The sequence below is a fragment of the Xenorhabdus entomophaga genome, from assembly GCF_037996725.1.
In the GTDB taxonomy this organism is placed as follows: domain Bacteria; phylum Pseudomonadota; class Gammaproteobacteria; order Enterobacterales; family Enterobacteriaceae; genus Xenorhabdus; species Xenorhabdus khoisanae.
Genome location: NZ_JBBMXH010000026.1, coordinates 12291 through 28010 on the forward strand (window position 1 = coordinate 12291; position 15720 = coordinate 28010).

General features: G+C 43.2%; 14 protein-coding genes and 2 tRNA genes. 3 read left to right on the forward strand and 13 right to left on the reverse strand.

Annotation, left to right across the window (positions count from 1 at the left end):
• Nucleotides 1-24 precede the first annotated feature (24 nt).
• The 9 genes from AAC854_RS07570 to AAC854_RS07610 form a co-directional block, all read right to left on the reverse strand.
• Nucleotides 25-1290 carry a NupC/NupG family nucleoside CNT transporter gene (locus tag AAC854_RS07570; RefSeq protein ID WP_340616585.1) on the reverse strand — a complete coding sequence of 422 codons (1266 nt, stop codon included), beginning with the start codon at nt 1288-1290 and terminating at the stop codon, nt 25-27.
• A 351-nt stretch (nt 1291-1641) separates the two neighbouring features.
• Complete coding sequence (locus tag AAC854_RS07575; RefSeq protein WP_340616560.1) at nt 1642-2412, reverse strand: TatD family hydrolase; 771 nt, start codon at nt 2410-2412, stop codon at nt 1642-1644.
• Nucleotides 2413-3537 carry a patatin-like phospholipase family protein gene (locus AAC854_RS07580; RefSeq protein ID WP_340616561.1) on the reverse strand — a complete coding sequence of 375 codons (1125 nt, stop codon included), beginning with the start codon at nt 3535-3537 and terminating at the stop codon, nt 2413-2415.
• A gap of 326 nt (nt 3538-3863) precedes the next feature.
• Entirely contained in the window at nt 3864-4265 is a 402-nt protein-coding gene (locus AAC854_RS07585) for a BON domain-containing protein (protein ID WP_340616562.1), read from the reverse strand.
• A gap of 192 nt (nt 4266-4457) precedes the next feature.
• A complete protein-coding gene (gene prfC, locus AAC854_RS07590; RefSeq protein WP_340616563.1) occupies nt 4458-6047 on the reverse strand; it encodes a peptide chain release factor 3 in 1590 nt (529 codons plus the stop codon).
• Between the two features lie 178 nt (nt 6048-6225).
• On the reverse strand, nt 6226-7233 hold the full coding sequence (locus AAC854_RS07595; RefSeq protein WP_340616564.1) for a nucleotidyl transferase AbiEii/AbiGii toxin family protein: 1008 nt from the start codon (nt 7231-7233) through the stop codon (nt 6226-6228).
• Nucleotides 7226-7831: a DUF6088 family protein gene (locus tag AAC854_RS07600; RefSeq protein WP_340616565.1), complete on the reverse strand. Its 606-nt coding sequence runs from the start codon at nt 7829-7831 to the stop codon at nt 7226-7228. The genes AAC854_RS07595 and AAC854_RS07600 overlap by 8 nt, the downstream gene beginning before the upstream one ends.
• A 118-nt stretch (nt 7832-7949) precedes the next feature.
• On the reverse strand, nt 7950-8405 hold the full coding sequence (gene rimI, locus AAC854_RS07605; protein WP_340616566.1) for a ribosomal protein S18-alanine N-acetyltransferase: 456 nt from the start codon (nt 8403-8405) through the stop codon (nt 7950-7952).
• On the reverse strand, nt 8374-8784 hold the full coding sequence (locus AAC854_RS07610) for a DNA polymerase III subunit psi (protein WP_099115065.1): 411 nt from the start codon (nt 8782-8784) through the stop codon (nt 8374-8376). Before AAC854_RS07610 ends, rimI begins: the two co-directional genes overlap by 32 nt.
• Before the next feature lie 141 nt (nt 8785-8925).
• Here AAC854_RS07610 and rsmC point away from each other — a divergent pair, with 141 nt between their 5' ends.
• From rsmC to AAC854_RS07625, 3 genes are all read left to right on the forward strand, one after another.
• On the forward strand, nt 8926-9939 hold the full coding sequence (rsmC, locus tag AAC854_RS07615) for a 16S rRNA (guanine(1207)-N(2))-methyltransferase RsmC (RefSeq protein WP_340616567.1): 1014 nt from the start codon (nt 8926-8928) through the stop codon (nt 9937-9939).
• A gap of 187 nt (nt 9940-10126) precedes the next feature.
• Nucleotides 10127-10213: transfer RNA gene (locus tag AAC854_RS07620), tRNA-Leu, on the forward strand.
• Between the two features lie 46 nt (nt 10214-10259).
• Nucleotides 10260-10346, forward strand: a tRNA-Leu gene (locus tag AAC854_RS07625).
• A gap of 79 nt (nt 10347-10425) precedes the next feature.
• Here the strand turns inward: AAC854_RS07625 and phoA are convergent.
• The 4 genes from phoA to AAC854_RS07645 form a co-directional block, all read right to left on the reverse strand.
• Nucleotides 10426-11862, reverse strand: a complete 1437-nt coding sequence (gene phoA, locus AAC854_RS07630; protein WP_340616568.1) for an alkaline phosphatase — start codon at nt 11860-11862, stop codon at nt 10426-10428.
• Between the two features lie 258 nt (nt 11863-12120).
• On the reverse strand, nt 12121-13614 hold the full coding sequence (locus AAC854_RS07635; RefSeq protein WP_340616569.1) for an aldehyde dehydrogenase family protein: 1494 nt from the start codon (nt 13612-13614) through the stop codon (nt 12121-12123).
• Between the two features lie 15 nt (nt 13615-13629).
• Nucleotides 13630-14010: a cupin domain-containing protein gene (locus AAC854_RS07640; protein ID WP_099115061.1), complete on the reverse strand. Its 381-nt coding sequence runs from the start codon at nt 14008-14010 to the stop codon at nt 13630-13632.
• A 65-nt stretch (nt 14011-14075) separates the two neighbouring features.
• Entirely contained in the window at nt 14076-15380 is a 1305-nt protein-coding gene (locus AAC854_RS07645; RefSeq protein WP_340616570.1) for an NAD(P)/FAD-dependent oxidoreductase, read from the reverse strand.
• Between the last annotated feature and the right edge of the window lie 340 nt (nt 15381-15720).

Genomic DNA, 15720 nt, shown 5'->3' on the forward strand with positions numbered 1-15720 from the left:
CGCCTTACTATTTCTTCCTGCGTCTTATAATGCGAGGAAGAATCCGGCAATTGTTGCACTCATTAAGTTAGAGAGTGAACCAGCCAGTACAGCTTTCAGGCCGAAACGAGCGATGTCACCGCGACGGCTTGGTGCCATACCACCTAAGCCACCCAGAAGAATCGCAACAGAGGACAAGTTAGCGAATCCACACAAAGCAAAAGAGATAATCGCTTTAGTATGTTCTGAAAGCACTTGCAGACCCGCAGCCCTAACCATATCGTCCGCTTCCAGATATTTACCAAAGTTCATGAACGCCACGAATTCATTGACGACTATTTTCTGGCCGATGAAAGAGCCAGCAATGGTTGCTTCATGCCATGGAACACCGATCAGATAGGCGATTGGTGCAAAAAACCAGCCTAAAACCAGTTCCATAGAGAATTGAGGATAATCGAACCAGCCACCAATTCCGCCTAAAATACCATTCAGCAAAGCAATCAATGCGGTGAATGCCAGCAGCATTGCGCCGACGTTCAGGGCTAATTGCATACCTGATGCGGCACCCGATGCAGCTGCATCGATGATATTTGCAGGACGATCTTCCGCCGCAATCAACGACATCGCATCAGCAGTATCGTGAGTTTTTTCTGTTTCCGGCACCATCAGCTTCGCAAACAGTAAACCACCTGGTGCGGCCATAAATGAAGCCGCAATCAGATATTCCAATGGAACGCCCATAGACGCATAGCCAGCCAGTACTGAACCCGAGACAGAAGCCAAGCCACCACACATCACGGCGAACAATTCAGATTGGGTCATCGTCGCAATATAAGGACGCACAACCAAAGGCGCTTCAGTGTGTCCTACGAAAATATTCGCAGTTGCAGACAGAGATTCAGTCCGCGATGTTCCCAATATTTTCTGCAATCCACCACCCAAAATTTTGATGATGAGCTGCATAATACCCATGTAATACAGAACCGCGATGAGTGAGGAGAAGAACACGATGACAGGCAGAACACGCAGGGCAAAAACAAAGCCACCGCCACCGAACAGTTCGAACATTTTGTCGGAAACCAATCCGCCAAAAATAAAATCTGTTCCTTTTTGACCGTATCCAATCACGTTGGAAACGCCTCTCGACATTCCCCCTAGAACGTCTTTACCGGCGGGTACATAAAGTACAAATGCCCCAACAGCAACCTGAATCAGAAAGGCGCCCAGGACAGTACGGATTTTAATGGCTCGATAGTTACTGGAGAAGAGTACTGCGATAAAAATCAGCACGGCCATCCCGATCAGGCTCATAAGGAGTTGCATTGGAAGAATCCCTGTTCACTGTATGAATAATAAAAAAATATGTCAGTTATTCTATAAGTTCCCACTGACATTGTGTGTGCGCCGATTATACCTAGTACTAAAAAGGAACAAGCAACTAACATCACAAATTAATACAGCAAAAAGTAATATAAAAACACAAAATGAGACATTCATCACATAAAACCACTTAATTTCGGTGGGATTAGATAATATTATGGAGAAAAGGCTAAAAAAAAGAATAAATAAGCAGGGAATATAAGTTAAGCATTATTAATGTTTATTTAAAACTTATTGTACTCTTCTGCGATTGAAGAATTTTTATCATTTTGTTGCTTAAAGTTAACCCAATGTAAATAATGCTACGCTATTCTGATAAATCTGGCTGGCAATTTCATCTGGGGATTCTTGGCGTAATTCACACAATATTGAAAAAACCTGTGCGACTCTTTCTGGACGATTTGGCTGTCCCTGAAATCCCGATAATGGCATGTCAGGCGCATCTGTTTCCAATACCAGAGATGACAGAGGCAATTGCGAAATGGTATTACGTGTCTTTTGTGCCCTTTCGTAAGTAATCGTTCCTCCAACACCAATATAAAACCCCAAACGTATAAAAGCCTGAGCCTGAGACAAACTCCCTGCAAAACCATGAATCACGCCTGTGCGTGGCAAATTCTGCTTCCGCAAGATTGCTGCTAATTGGTCGTGGCTTTTTCTGGAATGAAGTATCACAGGCAAATCATATTGCCTGGCTAACTTTATTTGCTCTTCCAACACATTTTTTTGTTTTTCAAACTGTGGCTCCGGCATATAAAGATCCAGACCAATCTCACCTACCGCCACACATTTGGCACTTTTCTTCTGTAGCTGCCGCTCCAACTCGTCCAGATGCACGTTTTGGTGTTCACGAATATAGAGTGGATGTAAGCCAAAAGCAGCATAGATTGAGGGATAATTCTCTGCCAACGTGGCAATCCTCCGGAAATTCATTTGGCTCACCGAAGGTACGATAATTTTTCCCACGCCCATTTGTTTGGCTTGTTCCAGACTTGTTGTTTCATTACCCGCAAAAGGAGGAAAATCAAAATGACAATGTGTATCAATAAACATCTACTTATCCAGACTATCCACAATGAGCGACTCTGTTGCCTGTGCATTATCAATCACATCAGGTACAGGGTTCTCTGCTATCGAATGGTTGGCATGATTCAGAAAATGGTTTCGCCGGAAACAATTACGATTGATGCCATCGGCGTTTAAGCCACTGCGGCACACGCCATAACTCCTACGTTCTGTGTGACCAAACTTTCCACCCACAAATGTATGCCCGATCGTTGCCAAAAAATACCGCCCACAACGCCTTCCTAAATGATAATCCTGATTTAATGCGCTGATTCGGCTTCCCAATGCCATGGCAGACAGGGGGGCAGGTGGGTAAATTTCAAAAATTTGTACATCATCCGGTGGATTCTGGATAAATTTCTGTGTCCGGTGGTAACTCTGAGCATGGAGATTGAGCATTTTCACCATTTTTTGCAAACTACTGGTTTCCAACCAACGCTCCATACGCTTGAGCCATTGAGGCGTATAATACAGTTGTGAAGGCACTGTCCGGATAACAACAATCGTATCTGCACCACGGCGATAGGCTTCTTGCACAGGTATCGCATCGCTAATACCGCCATCTTGATAAATAACATCACCAAGTGTCACACCATTACGATAAAAACCGGGAATAGCACTGGAGGCTTTTACAATGTTCATCCAGTTTTTATCATCAGGATGCAAATAATCTGCTGCAAAATCATCAGCGCGACAGGCACACATATAGAATTCGCGTCCGGCATCGAATTGACGCATTGCCACAGAAATATTAAGGGGTAACTGCTCAGAGATGGTATCAATATACCAATCGAGATCGATCAAGTGCCCACCGCGAACAAAACGAAAAGGGTTAAAAAAAGCGGGATCTGTAGTATAACGATTGATCACTCTACGGGCATAACCCGGTTGACCACAAATATAGGCAGAGAGATTTTGTGCTCCCGCCGATGTCCCAATAAACAATTCAAAAGGATTAAAATTAAGCCGGAGAAATTCATCCAAAACACCGGCGGTAAAAATACCTCGTTGACCCCCCCCTTCACAAACAAGGGCAATTTTCCCTGGCTTAATCTGGGAGTTATAAGCTAAAGGTTCTATATTACCCAGCGTTATTGGAATATGTTTCCCCACCCTTCTCCTCCTCTAAAAACAATGAACCCTATGGACTAACACATTTATGCTAAATATTTATCAAGATATTATTGCTTAAACAACTCAGCTTGTAATGATTTTGTTAAAAGATTAAGAATAAAGCATCAATAGATAAATAAATATTAGCTTAGCAAGTTCCCTAAATACAGCCAGTGAATAATATTGCTAAGAGATAATCTCGCAATTTAATAGGGTTTTATTTGAGGAAAAGAAGTAAAAAGAGTGGCTTATTACCACCACTCTATTCACAATTTAAGTTACTGTTTTATACCCTTCATCTTTGAAATCCATTGGGTATATATCCGTTATTCTTTGATCTCTATCGTGCTTTTTACGGATTTAACACCTTTCACTCCATGAACAATTTTGGCTATTTTTGCCGCCTGATGTTTGTTTTTGACAAAACCCGAAAGGTAAACAACACCTTTTTCCGTTTTCACCGAAATGTCATTGCTGTTTATACCTTTATGTTCCAGCAACTTCCCTTTCACTTTTGCCGTAATGGCGCTATCGTCTAAATAAACATCGGCGTGCTGCATGGAGTTATCTATTTTCTTCCCAGTGTTTTCTATTGAGTGATCAATTTTCTGCCCTGTACTCTCCACGGTTTTTCCCGGAGAGTTTTCGGCAGCCAGAACACTACCACTGATCAGTACCGAGCCTAGAACAACAGCCAGTAGTGAATGCACAAACTTGATATTTTTCATCCTACCACCTTTTTCATTTAAGCTAGAATCGTTACCAACAGTATGTCAACTAGTCTGTGCTGATAAAATGGGATTTACAAAAAATAACGTATATTTTCACTAAAGCAGAGAATTATTTTTTAACTTAAGAAAAAGATAGGGGATATGAATAAAATAGAAAGAGCCAACAGGATAGTTGGCTCAAAAGAAATATTAGTGTTCCCGTGTCTTACGGAAAGCAACATCAGGATAGCGTTCACTGGTCAGGTTTAAGTTAACCATTGTTGGCGCAATGTAAGTTAAGTTATTACCACCATCGAGTGCCAAGTTCATTTCACTCTTACGTTTGAACTCTTCTAATTTCTTCACATCATTGCATTCGACCCAGCGAGCCGTAGAAACGTTAACCGGTTCATACAGTGCTTCAACGTTGTATTCACTCTTTAAACGAGCAACAACAACATCAAACTGGAGCACACCTACCGCCCCAACGATCAAATCGTTATTGGCCAGTGGACGGAAAACCTGAACCGCTCCTTCTTCCGATAATTGGACCAGACCTTTCAGTAATTGCTTCTGTTTCAACGGATCACGCAGACGGATACGGCGGAACAATTCTGGCGCAAAGTTAGGAATACCGGTAAATTTCAGTTCTTCGCCCTGAGTAAAGGTATCACCAATCTGGATTGTTCCATGATTGTGCAAGCCGATAATATCTCCCGGATAAGCATGCTCAACATGAGAGCGATCTCCTGCCATAAAAGTCAGTGCATCAGAAATGACGACATCTTTCTTGATGCGGACTTGACGCAGTTTCATGCCCTTTTCATATTTACCAGAAACAACCCGCAAAAATGCCACGCGGTCGCGGTGTTTAGGATCCATGTTAGCCTGAATTTTGAAGACAAAGCCGGTGAATTTTTCTTCACTGGCAGTCACTTCACGTGCATCAGATCGGCGAGGCATCGGAGTCGGCGCCCATTCAACAAGACCATCCAACATATGATCAACACCAAAGTTACCCAACGCAGTCCCAAAAAAGACCGGCGTTAGTTCACCTTGTAAAAAGGCATCCTGATCAAACTCATGAGATGCCCCTTTGACCAGGTCCAGCTCTTCGCGCAATTGATTCGCCAGCTCTTCACCTACCGCAGCATCCAGTTCAGGATTGTCCAATCCCTTGATGGCACGGACTTCCTGAATAGTGTGGCCTTGACCAGATTGGTACAGGTAAGTTTCATCAAGGTAAAGATGATAGACTCCTTTGAAGGACTTACCACAACCGATCGGCCATGTAATCGGGCTACATGCGATGTTCAGCTCATTTTCCACTTCATCCATCAGCTCCATCGGATCACGAATATCACGGTCGAGCTTGTTCATAAATGTCAGGATTGGCGTATCACGCAGACGGGTCACTTCCATCAACTTGCGGGTACGATCTTCAACCCCTTTCGCAGCATCAATCACCATTAAACAACAGTCAACGGCGGTCAAAGTACGGTAAGTATCTTCGGAGAAGTCTTCGTGCCCCGGGGTATCCAGCAAGTTAACCAGACAATCGCTATAAGGAAATTGCATCACAGAAGTGGTAATGGAGATACCACGCTGTTTTTCCATTTCCATCCAGTCTGATTTTGCGTGTTGGTTAGAACCTCGGCCCTTTACCGTACCCGCTTTCTGGATAGCCTGTCCGAACAGTAATACTTTTTCGGTAATAGTCGTCTTACCCGCGTCGGGGTGAGAAATTATTGCAAAAGTGCGCCGTTTCGCAACTTCTTGCAGAAATGGGGAATTTGCCATCAATTGGGATCTTCTAGTTTATATGCGGATTAATATCATTTAGGAAGCGTCTCTTGCTGACGCTTCGCCTTCAAATCCGTCGTGTTAATCGTGATTGGCGCTTATTTTGGCTGAACTTGGCGTTATAAACAACCAATGATTAGCGCTCTCATTAGAGTTAAATACCGTGGATTTGGAATCAATCCCACAAATTAATTCCATATTCGATTTGTTTAACAGCCTCTACCAGCTCGTCAAAAGAAGGGGTTGTACCATATATCATCTCAGCAGAAACCATGTTTCGATAATCAGCTTTAAGCGCTGGCAATAATTCATTATTTGGTAATAACAATAATCTTCCTGCCAAACACTCTTCATAGCCCGCATAACTTGCATTAAAAAAGAGAGTCTTATGCCTGATGACATCTTCAAGAAGTCCCCGATCTGCCATTGCCCTACTACCTATCTCATGCCGGGCTAGCATCACTAAATCGTACCAGTGCCTTGAAAGGCGGCTCGCACTTTCTCTCAGACCACGGCGACATTCAACATGAATTAAAGTCGCTTTTTCCCAAAAAGTACGTTCTGGCGATAAAACAACAACTTGACCTATAGGAAATTCAAGCTCAGGAACCAGCTCCGCTACATAAGGCTTAACTGTATGAAGTTCATTTGGGTCGATAATATTTCGTCCCCCTAATTCGATCAAAACCTCACTTTTTAAATACCCATCAGCTTCTTCTGTAACAGATGGATAGCTCACCCAAATTTTTTCTCCCGATTCATCAATTCGAATCGCATGCGATTCAGACGATGGAAGATTATTTAATTCAGATTTAATATGAGAGATAACGATCTCATTCGCATACGCGTGTACCTGCTGTTTGAGATGCTCACTCAGCTTTTTCAGCTTGTTTTTACTATGCTTTTCTGAGAAAGGATCAAAATCATTTACAAAGTGCCGATAATCCAGAGTGATATCAATATCTTCAGAGAACCGATTAATAACATTAAAAACTTTTGACAGCGAAGTTCCCCCCTTAAAAGCCATAGGGGGCGCTTCTGGCAGGCTAAATAGTGTTTTTAATGCCCAGCAAACCCAAATGTCCTTTTCTAAGACATTTTCAGAACGCCCTAATTTATCTGCCGCGTATCCCAATACAGCGCGCTGCTCATCAGGTGTTATCGAAAAATAAGAATCAATCATGGACCATCTCACAATTAATGTTTTGAACTGCTGATGACATCCACGCAGGTAATTTACACATTTTCAGTAAACCAAACTCTTCTTCACTCATTAAACTACGAATTTGTTCTACCGTTGCAGGCGTGACAGCGTCTTTACCTAAATACCATAAGGCTGAAATAGCCATACCAATTTTTGTACCCGCATATTGAAGTTTGCGCTGGCTGGAAGTGTGAATCAGTTTTACCTTACGATTCCCGATTCTTATCTGTCTTGATGAGCCGCTGGTGTAATAAACCAGATTTGTTGACATTTGGGTACTTAGCTTAAATCTCCGAACCGCTTCAGCACCATGTATTTGTATAGTTTCTCCATTTTGTCCCGTGATCATTTCCACAACTTTTGTGACATCTGGGCGTACTTTTCCAACAAACCGATTCTCCTTTGGCTTAATAAAGATACCACGCGCAACACGCTCAATTTCTTTCTTTTCAACCATACGTGAAAGTGCCTTGTCCACTGCCGCACGCGAACCAAGGGACAGAAAAAATTCACTCGTGAATAGTTCGCCTAACTCATAATTGTGAACACATTGCCTTATCGATTGTGAAATTGTCATAATTTCCCCTATGTAACAGAAGCCTATTAGACAGAAAAAGTCATATATTTTCTGACATCACAAATCAAATTCTGAACAAAAACAGAGCATAAATCAACCAAAATAAATGAATGAAAGTTTATGAGACTCCACCAAACAACGGCAACGCCATAATAATGGCATCTTCCTTTCCCGTCGCAGTCGGGTAATAATTCTTACGGATAGAAACCTCATTGAAACCCAGATCTTCATATAACCGGATAGCGGATTGATTTGAACGCCGCACCTCAAGCCATAGGGTGTTTATCTGCTTTTCAGGCAAGTTATCAATGAGATGGTTTAACAATGCCCTGCCATATCCCCTTGATTGATATTCAGGATCAATGGCGATATTAAATAGTGTGGCTTCATCCATCACATATTGCGTTATCGCAAAACCGATAATCTGGTCATTCAACATTATTTTATAGTTGAGATAGCGCTCGCCCTGATTGGAGTAAAACGTTTTTTCACTCCAAGGAAATGCGTGGCTGGCCTGTTCTATTTGAAATGCTGTGGGAAGATCAACGGGAGTTAATAGAGAAATATTCTTCATAATGGTAAATTTGTTGCCAAAGAGCGCGTTTTGCATTCCCATCAAGAGATAAGTCATTTAATGCCGGGCTTCTCAAAGAAATCCCTTGTATTGATAGGGTAATATCAACCCCCAGCAGCCAGTACGGGCAGTGGATTGATTCCGAAAGTAGCTCAACATCTTTTGTCGTGATGCAGTATACCGATGAGGCATCAATCCCCATGGCTGTAAAAATATCAGCAAATAATGAATGACTTAAGTCAATATGATCATGGGTAATGATCAATAGACGGGTTGAATCAGGGATGAGGACAGATAATTCACCTTGCAAGGCCATCGGGCTACGCAAAACCCATTGAGTAATCCCCAACTGGGAGAGTAATCTGTCACGCTTCGTCATCGTGTTTTATTCCATCTGCCATAAAAAATAACAGGTAATATATTATCAGAGGGCTTATCTTTGCGCCAATCAGTACGGCATTTCAATACTGCCCACTGGTATTTATACTTGGATAAAAGATTTATAAGGAGCTATTCATAGATGTCAGTATTAACCCCGGCCAGCGAAGTTATCCTGCGCCATCATGAGCAATTCCGCTCCCATCATCTGCTTTTTGCCGGTGATCTTCAGGACAATCTTGCGACAGAAATCGAAGCTGCAAGTGTACGGGTGCATACGAATCAGTACCACCATTGGCAATCCCTGATTCGTCAACTCGGTGACAATGCTTACTTTGGCCTTGTGGCAGACAGCACATTTATCAAAGAGTGTGATACGCTGATTTATTATTGGCCAAAAAGCAAGCATGAAGCACGTTTTCAGCTACGTAATCTGTTTTCCGTTCTGTCTCCCAACACTGATCTTTTTATTGTGGGTGAAAACCGCAGTGGCGTACGTAGCGTTGATAAATTGATGGAAGGTATAGCTACTTTCCATAAAATTGATACTGCCCGCCGTTGCAGTCTGTTTTATGGTCAACTGAAAAATCAGGTTCAGTTTGATCAAAATAACTGGTGGAACAGCTATCAAGTGGGAGATGTCATTGTTAATACACTGCCCGGCGTGTTCAGCCAGGATGATCTGGATGTAGGCAGTCGTCTGCTGCTTTCAACTTTTAATGCCCCCATTTCCGGTAGTCTGTTGGATATGGCCTGTGGCGCAGGAGTATTGGCAAGCGTACTGGGTAAGAAAAACCCTGATTTGACTTTGACATTGAGTGATGTCGGTGCTGCCGCAATCACATCCAGTAGAGCAACGCTGAAAGCCAATAAGTTGGAAGGCAATGTCGTCACCAGCAATGTATATTCTGCCATTGAAGAGAAATTCGACTGGATCATTTCCAATCCACCATTCCATGATGGCTTGAAAACTAATTTGACCGCGGCTGACGATATGATCCGTATGGCACCAAACTATCTGAAATCAGGGGGGAAATTGCGGATCGTTGCAAACGCTTTCTTACCTTATCCTGCTCTGTTAGATAGTGCCTTTGGCAAACATGAAGTGCTTGCACAAACAGGCAAATTCAAAGTGTATCAAGCAACAAAGAAGTAACTTAGGCTTTAAACAGGCTCCCCGTTTTGCCTGCTCCAGCTTAACGAGCAGGCAATTTCGCCAAAACATCAACATGCTGATTTTTACACCAATCACTCTTTCTTCCACTAAATAATGATTGACGCCAGCCATAAAATCTCTAGAATGCGCCTCCAAGCTATTCGTTTAAGTAATAGTGTCTGAATATGCGAGGGTGGCGGAATTGGTAGACGCGCTAGCTTCAGGTGTTAGTGTTCTTACGGACGTGGGGGTTCAAGTCCCCCCCTTCGCACCAAATCAGATAACTATCGGTTAAACAAATGGGATAAATGGCAGTACCTGCGAGGGTGGCGGAATTGGTAGACGCGCTAGCTTCAGGTGTTAGTGTCCTTACGGACGTGGGGGTTCAAGTCCCCCCCTTCGCACCACTGTTTCATTTTCCTTCTTTTTATCTCCCTTTTCTTCACTTTTCTATTTTATTTCCCTGCCCTTATTGTTCAGATTCATTTATTTCAAATTCATTGCGTCGCGTATGGTAAAAAACAGATCCGTCTGATCGGTTAGTCCAACAACATTAGCGGCATGTGGGCCATAAGCAGCAACCCGTAACTGTGCTCCTGTATGCCCTTGGCTACCTCCTTCCGAATTCCCGTAGTTTACTGTCATGACAGCCCCGTCTTTAGTAATCAATGAACGCGTCAAACCCGGCGAGTTTGCATCAGGCCCAATGATCTGGCTGGAATGTGCATGATCAGCAGTCACAATCACTAACGTATCACCCTGTTCTTTCGCAAATTTAAGCCCTACTTGTACCGCCTTATCTAAAGCGACAGTTTCACCAATCTGCGCACAAGGATTGGCATTATGATCCTGTTTATCAATCGAAGCACTTTCGACTTGCAGGAAAAAGCCATTTTTGTTTTCCTTCAGTAAATCAATCGCTTTTTCTGTCATTTGCTGCAAAGTCGGTGCGTTAGAATTTAATTTAGAATTTACGTCGCACTTCACAGGCTTTTCATTGATATTACCGTGATAAACCGCCTTTGGCCCTGCCCAGGCGACGTCCATATTTCCATCATGGAACAAACCTAACAAGGGCTTTTGTTGATTGGCTTCTTTGACGGCAGTTAACGACTGCGCATCGGTTACCCATTGATATCCCTGACTCAATGCCTGTTGTTGTAATGTTTTTCCTTTATTGATGCCGGATACTGATTGTTGGGTAAATGATTTCGCACCGCCCCCCAAAGTCACATCAGCGCGTGTTGCCAGTAATTGCTCAGTTATGGAACCTTTACCGCCATTTTCTAATGCATTCGTGGGACATTCTTTTGATGTTTCTTCCGGGCCATAACATTTACGGTTTGTGATATGTGCGTACAGGGCCGCTGGAGTCGCATCCTGAATTTCAGATGTCGTCACATTTCCCGTTGCTTTACCGTTCTTTTTGGCCAATTCCAAAAGGGATGAGTGAGCGTTACCAAAAACATCAATGCCTAATGCCCCGTTATAGGTTTTCACTCCCGTTGACCATGCGGTGGCGGACGCCGCTGAATCCGTCACGTAGTTGGGTTTTTGCGTTTTCTTATCCAGCGAATAGTGAGTATATTGTCCGGTAAATGGCAATGCGTCGATCCCTTTAAAGAATCCACCAGCGCCTTCTGCATAATTACGCGCAATGGTAATCTCAGAGTCCCCCATGCCATCGCCGATAAACAAAATCACATTTTTCGCTTTGTTGTTACTCAGGGCGGCCTTAAGTGCTTCAGTTTGATCTTGAGTCAAACGGCGCGCACCACCAAATTCAGTCATATTACCTTGCGCTGCGCGCTGTTGCGCCATAATGTGATTTGAATCGCCAGCGGCCCAAGCAGGCATAACAGCTCCTGACATCAATACAGTAATGGCAGCAGCAAGCAGCTTTTTTTCATAATTACGCGACATAGGTTTTTCCTTGCAGTCAGATGAATATACCCGTCGTCTTTCAAGTATAGCCTTGCCGGCTGTACCTTAAAATCCATTGGGTCAAAGATGAAAAATCAGCATGTTGAGTTGCCCGGATAATAGATATGTCACATGACAGTTATTTGAACCTATGACGACATTCTGATGACAGGAAGATTTTTTAAAAGATGAAAAGTGAAATGAAGCGCCACAGCAGCTAAAGGCCGGATGGCGCTCTACCAATAAACCAGCATTCCGTTAATAACGCATGATGACCGACTTCAGTTCCGTATAATGCTCAATGAAAGCGCTGCCAAATTCACGCCCCATCCCAGAGGATTTCATTCCCCCAAATGGAACGGCAGGATCGAGGAACGTATGCATGTTGATCCATAGTATTCCCGCTTCAATGCGAGATGTCATACGCATCGCTTTGCCCAGGTCGTTAGTCCATAAACTGGCGGATAAACCGAATGGTGTTGCATTCATCATGGCAATCAGTTCTTCCTCATCGTCATAACTGAGGAAAGTACCAATTGGCCCGAATGTTTCTTCTTTCATCAATGTATCGTCAGCACTTTTGGCACGGATCACGGTTGGCATAACAAAGAAACCCTTCCTTTCCACAGCATGGCCGCCATATACGATTTCACTCCCCTCCTGACGCGCTTTTTCAAACAAAGACAGAATTTTTTCATAATGCTCTTTATTTGCCAAAGGCCCTATTTCCGTCGTTTCATCAAGGGGAGAACCCATTTTCATCGCAGACAAGCGCTCAGAAAGTAATTTCAAAACCGCATCCATATGAACAGAAGGAATATAAAAACGTTCCGCAGCTGCACAGATTTGCCCCTGATTCATATAACCAGCTTCCAATACCCCATCAACAATCTTCTCGACAGGCATATCCGACAGGAAAGCAGCCGCATTTTTACCACCTAACTCCAGCGTTGCACGGAACAGCCCATGTTCCATGACAGATTTGCCAATGAGCTTTCCTGTAGGCACTGAACCCGTAAAAGTGACCTTGGCACACAGAGGATGAGTCAGCAGATGTGACCCAACACCAGCACCAGACCCATTGACGATGTTAATCACACCATCAGGGATTCCGGCTTCTTTTGCCAGTTCTGCCACACGCAGCATGGTTAAGGGGGTATATTCACTGGGTTTCAGCACAACGGTACAACCACTGGTCAGCGCTGCCCCTAATTTCCAGATAGCAATCATGATGGAGAAATTCCACGGAATAATACCAACCACTACGCCTATCGGTTCACGGCGGGTAAACGCGGTATATTTCTCTCCTTTAAATGAGGGCAATGAAACATCCAATGTTTCTCCGCTGATTTTGCTCGACCATCCGGCAAAATAGCGTAAATAATCGGCAGATGCCCCCACATCCAGCATGCGGGATAACTGGATGGGTTTGCCTGAACATAAGCTTTCCAGTTGTGCCAGTTCTTCGCTATTTTTCAGCAATAAATCAGCCAGCCGATTCAGGCAATTTCCCCGTTCCAGGGGTGAAGTTTCTGCCCATACACCGTGAAAGGCAGTTGATGCCGCCTTCATTGCCTGATTAACTTCGGCCTCTCCTCCTTGATTAACCGTAGCTATCGTTTCATCCGTTGCGGGGTTAACAACAGAGAAAGTTTCATTTTCCTGACCAAGAATAGAGACTCCATTAATATAATGGCCGTGAGAACGTCGCAGAAAAGCGGTTACAGACTCCAGCAAATTAACTTCACTCATCATCTCTTCCTCAGTCTAGCCAGACACTTGTCCGTTTATACAAGCCATGTAATGTTTGACGAAACGTTCACTGGTGATTTCCCACAGTACTTCAGTCCCTTTTGCCGCAAACCACGAGTCACCTTCATGATATTCAACCGTAACCCCAGTTTTGACATCCGTCAGTTTTATTGAGCCTTCATGCACTGTTGCCATCTCATCAAAGGGGTAGACCATTTTAAATTTGCCCTTGGTACAGGCAAAAATACCGCAAGTCAGATTATCCGATGGTGCTCCGTGGATCATGGCCGCACTCGCCTGCGGATCTCCCTCTACCACAACAGAACCAAGATTAGTGACACTGCCAATGGGCATTAATTCAGGAAGGGCTTTATCTAATAATAATGGCTTGATCATGACTTTTACCTTTTAACAGTTACCGTTCAAAAAAATCGTGGGAAAAATGCTAAACAGAGATCCGATTAACGACGTCCTTTCCAATAACCCGAAGTTTGGTGCCAAATTTTGCCGCCAGAGAGCAATATATTCCTAAGGCTGTCTTTCCCAATAACATCGAGATGTGGAATAGAGCTTAGTAGTGAATAACGATCGGAGCCTTCGCTCATTCCTTCAGCAAGAATTTTGCAAATAATATGACTCGGGGTTACACCAAAGCCTGAGTACCCCTGAACATAGAACACGTTTTTATGCTTAGGCAGGGAACCAATTTGCGGGAACAAATTAACGCTGCAACATAATGGTCCGCCCCATGCCAATTCTATTTTCACGTCTTTCAGGTAAGGGAAGGTTTTCAGCATGATATTGCGGTTCCATGCTTTTAAATCGGAAGGAATATATTCAATAAACTGTGTCGCACTGCCATATAACAGGCGATTTTCGTTAGTGACACGGTAATAATCAATGACGGGACTGATATCGCTGTATGCACCGCGAATCGGGCTTATTCGTTCAATTAACTCTTCGGGCAGTTCTTCTGTCATCAATTGGAAGGCATACGTATTGATAGTTTTTCTGTAGATAGTGGGTTCGAGCTCTTCATCCAAGAAGCCATTACATGCCCACAACATCTTGCTGGCACGAACTGAGCCGGTTGCTGTACGCACCGTGACCCGCGGGCCATATTCGATATTCAAGACCTGACTATTTTCAAAAATTTTAACACCGTATTCGGAGACAGCCTTAGCTTCGCCTAAAAGCAGATTGAGTGAATGAACATGACCGCCACCCATATGTTTCAATGCACTGGTATAGCGATCTGACCCAATGACTTTTTTGACATCAGACCCTGTATAAAGCTCGATTTCCTCATCAGGGGAAGCGGCACGGAAGCCTTCCAGCCAGCCCCGCAGGGTTTTATCATGCCGTGGATTCCAGCCAAGATAAGCATAACCCTGACAAAAATCTGCCTGAATATCATATTTGGCAATCCGGTCACGAATAATACTGGCTCCCAAGCTGCTGATTTTGAATATTGTTTCCAGACCTTTCTCACCAACATGGCGTTTGATCTTATCCAAGTCATGACCGATACCTGTCATCACTTGCCCGCCATTACGACCTGTCCCCCCAAACCCCAGAGTCCGGCCTTCCAAAATAGCAATATTGGTGATCCCTTTTTCAGCGAGTTCTAATGCTGTATTGATACCAGAGAATCCCCCACCAATGATAACGACATCAACATCCAAATCTTCTGTCAGCATTGGAAAGTGGAGATCATATTTCTTAGTTGCCGCATAGTATGTTAATGAATCAAGTTTATTATTCATGCTATACCCCGTGTGTATCTATCCCCTGATGATATACATCCAGTTACATTGCTATTCTGTTTTTTCAGGGAGATTTATCATATTTATTGAACATTGATTATTTAGGTGTATTCACAAAAGTTTAACAAGCACACCAACAAAAACATTAATAAGTTAATAATAATATGTCAAATCGCTGTCTGTGCATTTCATCTCAAGGTATATATGAATCACATGTACTTAAAATGCTCAAATTGTTTGTTGTTTTCATGTTAATCAAATCACAATTATTAAAATATTCATTAAAAAATGATGAGTTTTATGTTTTCATTTTGTGATAGATGGAAGAGGAATTTTTTTA

Bases quoted from the DNA above. Each gene is read 5' to 3' on its own strand.
- AAC854_RS07635 (WP_340616569.1), bottom strand. From the start codon at position 13,614: ATGAGTGAAGTTAATTTGCTGGAGTCTGTAACCGCTTTTCTGCGACGT.
- AAC854_RS07595 (WP_340616564.1), bottom strand. From the start codon at position 7,233: ATGATTGATTCTTATTTTTCGATAACACCTGATGAGCAGCGCGCTGTA.
- AAC854_RS07645 (WP_340616570.1), bottom strand. From the start codon at position 15,380: ATGAATAATAAACTTGATTCATTAACATACTATGCGGCAACTAAGAAA.
- rsmC (WP_340616567.1), top strand. From the start codon at position 8,926: ATGTCAGTATTAACCCCGGCCAGCGAAGTTATCCTGCGCCATCATGAG.
- phoA (WP_340616568.1), bottom strand. From the start codon at position 11,862: ATGTCGCGTAATTATGAAAAAAAGCTGCTTGCTGCTGCCATTACTGTA.
- AAC854_RS07600 (WP_340616565.1), bottom strand. From the start codon at position 7,831: ATGACAATTTCACAATCGATAAGGCAATGTGTTCACAATTATGAGTTA.
- AAC854_RS07585 (WP_340616562.1), bottom strand. From the start codon at position 4,265: ATGAAAAATATCAAGTTTGTGCATTCACTACTGGCTGTTGTTCTAGGC.
- rimI (WP_340616566.1), bottom strand. From the start codon at position 8,405: ATGAAGAATATTTCTCTATTAACTCCCGTTGATCTTCCCACAGCATTT.
- AAC854_RS07610 (WP_099115065.1), bottom strand. From the start codon at position 8,784: ATGACGAAGCGTGACAGATTACTCTCCCAGTTGGGGATTACTCAATGG.
- AAC854_RS07575 (WP_340616560.1), bottom strand. From the start codon at position 2,412: ATGTTTATTGATACACATTGTCATTTTGATTTTCCTCCTTTTGCGGGT.
- AAC854_RS07570 (WP_340616585.1), bottom strand. From the start codon at position 1,290: ATGAGCCTGATCGGGATGGCCGTGCTGATTTTTATCGCAGTACTCTTC.
- AAC854_RS07640 (WP_099115061.1), bottom strand. From the start codon at position 14,010: ATGATCAAGCCATTATTATTAGATAAAGCCCTTCCTGAATTAATGCCC.
- prfC (WP_340616563.1), bottom strand. From the start codon at position 6,047: ATGGCAAATTCCCCATTTCTGCAAGAAGTTGCGAAACGGCGCACTTTT.